Origin of the sequence: uncultured Streptococcus sp., from assembly GCF_963518475.1 — a bacterium.
Classification (GTDB): domain Bacteria; phylum Bacillota; class Bacilli; order Lactobacillales; family Streptococcaceae; genus Streptococcus.
On the sequence record NZ_CAUQJA010000043.1, the window covers coordinates 1 to 4,355 of the forward strand.

Annotated in this window: 6 protein-coding genes and 1 pseudogene; all 7 read right to left on the bottom strand. The window is 39.8% G+C overall.

Going from position 1 to position 4,355, the window contains the following annotated elements; genetic code table 11:
* Positions 1–193 precede the first annotated feature (193 nt).
* The gene (locus RYK12_RS09960; protein WP_060627194.1) at positions 194–793 is read right to left on the bottom strand and encodes a response regulator transcription factor; all 600 of its coding nucleotides are present in this window, start codon (positions 791–793) and stop codon (positions 194–196) included.
* Between the two features lies 1 nt (position 794).
* Positions 795–1,892 (bottom strand): sensor histidine kinase, encoded by a 1,098-nt coding sequence (locus RYK12_RS09965; RefSeq protein WP_314848839.1) that lies wholly within the window; start codon positions 1,890–1,892, stop codon positions 795–797.
* Positions 1,892–2,629 carry an ABC transporter permease gene (locus RYK12_RS09970; protein WP_314848841.1) on the bottom strand — a complete coding sequence of 246 codons (738 nt, stop codon included), beginning with the start codon at positions 2,627–2,629 and terminating at the stop codon, positions 1,892–1,894. The genes RYK12_RS09965 and RYK12_RS09970 overlap by 1 nt, the downstream gene beginning before the upstream one ends.
* A 1-nt stretch (position 2,630) precedes the next feature.
* On the bottom strand, positions 2,631–3,515 hold the full coding sequence (locus RYK12_RS09975; RefSeq protein ID WP_084925314.1) for an ABC transporter ATP-binding protein: 885 nt from the start codon (positions 3,513–3,515) through the stop codon (positions 2,631–2,633).
* Positions 3,502–3,696, bottom strand: coding sequence for a hypothetical protein (locus RYK12_RS09980; RefSeq protein WP_075227876.1), 195 nt, complete (start codon positions 3,694–3,696; stop codon positions 3,502–3,504). The genes RYK12_RS09975 and RYK12_RS09980 overlap by 14 nt, the downstream gene beginning before the upstream one ends.
* The gene (locus tag RYK12_RS09985) at positions 3,693–3,899 is read right to left on the bottom strand and encodes a hypothetical protein (protein WP_025170070.1); all 207 of its coding nucleotides are present in this window, start codon (positions 3,897–3,899) and stop codon (positions 3,693–3,695) included. Before RYK12_RS09985 ends, RYK12_RS09980 begins: the two co-directional genes overlap by 4 nt.
* A 124-nt stretch (positions 3,900–4,023) precedes the next feature.
* A pseudogene (locus RYK12_RS09990) lies at positions 4,024–4,355 on the bottom strand (hypothetical protein); the annotation flags it as partial.

Genomic DNA, 4,355 nt, shown 5'->3' on the forward strand with positions numbered 1-4,355 from the left:
TACATTCTACCATAAAAAAGTGATTTTCACAAACCTAAAATAGAATATGTTTTGGAGAATTTAGCAATTTTATCTCCGTGGTACCACCTTAGACTAAACCAAAAGGAGGAAACTAAGCCCTCCTCCAGTTACAAAATTGTTTGATTGAATAATTTCAATTTTAGCACATAATGGTTTTCGAGATATGATAGTATCACAACCAACCAGATTCTTTCGCAATATTAGCAGCTTCTGTTCGATTACCAGCATCTAGTTTCGAAAGAATATTGGTAACATAGTTTCGGACGGTTCCGTTGGATAGATAAAGTTTGTCTGCAATTTCTTGGTTAGAGAAACCCTGAGCGATTCCCTTTAAAACTGCGATTTCTTGCTCTGTTAATGGATTGGGATGCGTCATCACCACTTCCATCAATTCAGGCGAATACTCCTTGCGCCCTTCAAGGACAGTGTGCAAGGTTTGCATGAGGTCTGCAATATTTCTTTCTTTTAATACATAAGCATCTACTCCAGCCTTGACTGCACGTTCAAAATACCCAGGACGCTTGAAGGTCGTCACTACAACCACCTTTGTTTCTAGATTTTCTGCTCGTATCCACTCCAAGACTTCGAGGCCCGTCTTAACAGGCATTTCTACGTCAAGGATGGCGATATCTACAGACTCCTTTTCTAATAGTTGGATTGCTTCTTGCCCATTCTTGGCTTGAAAGACAGACTCTACATCCGGTTGAAGCGTGAGCAACTGGCACATGGCATCTCGCAACATACTTTGATCTTCTGCAACAAGTAGTTTCATCTTAGTTTCTCTCCTTATAAGGTAGTCGAACCTGAACTTCTGTCGGTTGTTTCCAACTAATTACCTTTACTTCTCCCGAAAATGGAAGAACACGATCTCGAACTGTATGGAGGTCATCCCCCTTTATAGAAGCAAAGCCACAGCCATCATCTCCCACTGTTAGAATGAGTTCTTTCTCTGTCCGTTCTAATTTTAAGTAGACTTTAGAAGCTTTGGCATGTTTGATGATATTAGTCACCAATTCAAGCAAAATCATGGAAGCCGTTGACTCCAATTCCTGAGTTAAGCTAGCTGTATCTAGTTGATTAGCTATTTCCACCTCAATTCCAGCAATTTCTAACATCTTTTTCACAGTCTCTAGTTCGGATGTCAAAGTTCTAGACTTAAGATTTTCCACAATGGTTCGCACTTCACGCATTGATTCTTTGCTAATTTGCTGTATTTCTCTTAATTCCTTTTCCACCTGTGGATAAGCCTGTATTTGAAATAACTGCAAGGCTAGATCAGTTTTAACACTAAGCATAGCAAAGGTATGCCCCAGACTATCATGCAAATCCTGACCGATACGACTGCGTTCATTTTCAGCAAGCAATAGATTTATCTGGGCATTTTGCTTAGCCTGCGCTTCTTTCAAATCCTCCACAATCCGAATCCGAACCAAGCCAAAAGTCATTAAATCGACAAAAGTAAGAATTACAAATAGATAGAATAGAGACTCAACTTCGATTCTCTGAAAAATCAACAGTTGGCCCACAACAAGGACTTGAGCAAAAAGAAAAGTCCAGACATGTAAAGACTTTAAACCACCTACGCTGAAATGATAACTTAAGAGATTGGATAGGAAAAAGAAAAACCAGATATAATTAACAGCAACAAAGGCAGTATTCCCAGCTACATAGGCTAGCATGAGACCCCAATATAGCCAAGATAGGCGCTGGCTCTTAGTTGTTAAAACACCCAAATACGCCACTACAAATAGAATATCAATCAATAAATGCCAGGCAGAAAGCCACCCAGTCACTACAGGTAGGATGGGGAAAATCATAAAAATTAAACTGGCCCAAAACATATAGTGTATGCTTTTCATTCTTTCAAGCATTAAGCATTCTCCTTATGACCTTGAAGGTAAATAGTCAAACCAAACAAAACTGCTGAAAAAACAAGTAGATAAACTGTGGCTGATAGATTGATGCTACCCTCGTTTAAGAAGGTCTTGAGCAACTCCATCAACTGATAAGTTGGTAGGCACTTCCCGATTGCTTGCATCCAGTCTGGAAATAAAGAGATGGGCATCCAGAGTCCACCTAAAACAGCCAAGCCTAGATAGAGAAGATTGCCCACGACAGACATCAGCTGACTAGAAGGCAAGAGTGTCAAGGTCAATCCAAGCGCTACAAAAGCTACACTTCCTACTATCAGCAAGAACGCAGCCCCAATCCAGCTTCCTAGAGACATATCCACACCTCTGACCAAGTGCCCAACTGAGAAAACAACCAGGATTGAGACCAAATAATCAACCATCATACTTGTTATCTTTGATAGATAATATTCTACCATATTTACAGGGGTATGGCGCAATGTTTTCTGCCAGTTGTTCATCTTGTCGGTATGTAAAACAACTGGGAATGAGAAGATAGCTGTTGATATCATGGAAAAGGCAGTCATAGAGATAAGGTAATCACGCATAAAATTCGCGGGTCCACCTGGTGTGTCCTGGTACATGCCAGAAAAGAATAGATAGAAGGCTGTCGGCATCCCTACTGATAATAAATAATAGACTGATTGCCGTTTGGTCAATAGAAATTCTATCTTATTTAATGCTATCCATTGTTTCATCTTAGTTATCTCCCTTCTGCGTTTCTTCAAAGATTGTATCCAGCAAACTACGATTATTAACTTCGATTTCTTGAATCCTACATCCTGCTTGCACTAACAGTTGCCAAAAAGCATCCGCTTCACGTGTAACTACTTGCAAAGCATCTTGTTTTTGTGACCAGTTTTCAACCAAGTTAGACTGCTCAATGACTTCCTTGTATGCTAGAGGAAGAATAAAGTGCTTTTCAATCTCCTCACTGCGCATGGCTAGAGGTGTTGTATCGCGAATCAACTCTCCCTTATTCAAGACCAAGATTCGGTCCGCTGTATGCTCTACCTCTTCGATATAATGGGACGAATAGAGAATGGTAACTCCCTTAGCTTTTAGCTCCTGAACAATTTCCCAAAAACGTTGGCGGGTTGAAGTATCCATGGCAGCAGTTGGCTCATCTAAAAAAACAAGCTTTGGTCGCCCAATTAAGGTCAAGACAAAAGAGAAAAGACGCTTTTGTCCACCTGATAATTTTTCTGCGAATTGCTCTTTTTGTTGCTTATCAAACTGTAATAGTTTATCGATTTCCTGGTTACTCAAGTGATTTGGATAAATTCTTTGAAAAAAAGCAATCAACTCTTTTACCTTTAGTTTCTGAACGATTACATTCTCTTGAGGGAGGTAGGATCTTGTATAGTCTAACTTAGAGCTCGTTACCGGCAAATCTTGGATAGATACTTGCCCACTGGTGACCAGTTTATCTCCAAGCAAACAGTCCAATAGCGTTGTCTTTCCAGCACCATTTGGCCCAATCAAGGCGATGCATTCACCTTCTGCCACCTCAAAGGAAATATCCTTCAAAATACCCTTGTCCTTGATGTTTTTATTTAGGCTTTCTACCTTAATCATGTTCATGATATTCTCCTTTCAGCCACTCCTTTCCCATCGGAAAGGCGATAAAAATCATAAATCCTAGTCCCCAGGCACCACGGATGAATTGGTGAAGGAAGGCTTGATCAAACCAACCTGTAAACATTTCTACCAACCATACCACTAGTGATAGTGCAATAAAGAGATAGAGAATCGCTTTTTTCATTTTTCAAACTCCTTTTTCACATCTGAGACTAATTTCAAACCTTCTCGGATAAGCCAGGACATCATTCCAAATCCTGCAAATAGCTCCCAAGGAAAATGATAGAAACCTTCATCCAATCCTGAGAACATGAGATAAGTCATGACTCCTGCTGCTACTAAACTCATTGCGACAATTACTTTATGTTTCATTTTTTCTTCCTCCATTTGATACATCTAGTATAATTCTTTGAAGGTAGAATCACTAGAAGCTTCTGTCATGAGGAAATATGACAAATGTCATAAAAAAAGAAAGTTGCAAAATCAACTTTCTTTTTAATCTATTAAATTTTTATTCCACACTAAATAGGTATGGGTAAACTGGTTGTTGTCCTTGGTGAATCTCGACTTCAACGTCTTCGAATTCTTCTGCGATTTCTTGGGCGATTTGGTTGGCAAGTTCTTCGCTTCCGTCTTCACCGACATAGAAGGTTACGATTTCACTATCTTCATCCAACATATGTTTCAATGTTTCTGTCAAGGTTTGGTGCATGTCAGGGTTTGACACGAGAATTTTCCCATCCACCATACCAAGATTATCGTTTTCATGGATTTCTAAGCCATCAATGGTTGTATCACGCACAGCTGTTGTGACGCTTCCGCTAACGACATCGCTAAGAGCAG

Coding starts and splice junctions, on each gene's coding strand:
- RYK12_RS09960 (WP_060627194.1), bottom strand. CDS start 793: ATGAAACTACTTGTTGCAGAAGATCAAAGTATGTTGCGAGATGCCATG.
- RYK12_RS09965 (WP_314848839.1), bottom strand. CDS start 1,892: ATGCTTGAAAGAATGAAAAGCATACACTATATGTTTTGGGCCAGTTTA.
- RYK12_RS09970 (WP_314848841.1), bottom strand. CDS start 2,629: ATGAAACAATGGATAGCATTAAATAAGATAGAATTTCTATTGACCAAA.
- RYK12_RS09975 (WP_084925314.1), bottom strand. CDS start 3,515: ATGAACATGATTAAGGTAGAAAGCCTAAATAAAAACATCAAGGACAAG.
- RYK12_RS09980 (WP_075227876.1), bottom strand. CDS start 3,696: ATGAAAAAAGCGATTCTCTATCTCTTTATTGCACTATCACTAGTGGTA.
- RYK12_RS09985 (WP_025170070.1), bottom strand. CDS start 3,899: ATGGAGGAAGAAAAAATGAAACATAAAGTAATTGTCGCAATGAGTTTA.